The organism is Vibrio sp. M250220 (genome assembly GCF_036533795.1).
Lineage (GTDB): Bacteria > Pseudomonadota > Gammaproteobacteria > Enterobacterales > Vibrionaceae > Vibrio.
Genome location: NZ_JATABI010000223.1, coordinates 1 through 397, shown reverse-complemented (window position 1 = coordinate 397; position 397 = coordinate 1). Strand labels below are relative to the sequence as shown.

The following is a 397-nucleotide window of genomic DNA, read 5'->3' as shown; positions in this document are numbered from 1 at the left end:
GTGATTGAAACAACGGGCAATCGTAGCCGATTGAACATTATTGGCGCACTAAACCTGTCAGATATTGGTGCCACCATCGTTCACGATTACGAGAGTATTAACAGTGAAAATATTGTTCGCTTTTTCTGTAAGTTAAGAGAGAGTTATCCGTTAGCCCACAAGCTTCACATCATCTCAGATGGTGCTGGGTATCACCGCAGTGACTTAGTCAAAGATGCCGCATTTGTCCTTAACATTGAGCTGCATTACCTTCCACCTTACAGCCCAAATCTCAACCCAATTGAGCGGCTTTGGAAGGTAATGAACGAGCAGTCGAGGAATAACGTTTACTTCAAAAATAAACGAGACTTCAAGGAAGCCATCGATCAATTTTTTACTGTGACTCTTCCAGAGATCG

The 397-nt window shown here is 42.8% G+C and carries 1 protein-coding gene; it reads left to right on the top strand.

Annotated features, from left to right (window positions below; genetic code table 11):
* A partial coding sequence (locus QTN94_RS20535; RefSeq protein ID WP_331428700.1) for an IS630 family transposase occupies positions 1 to 397 on the top strand: 397 nt, incomplete at both ends.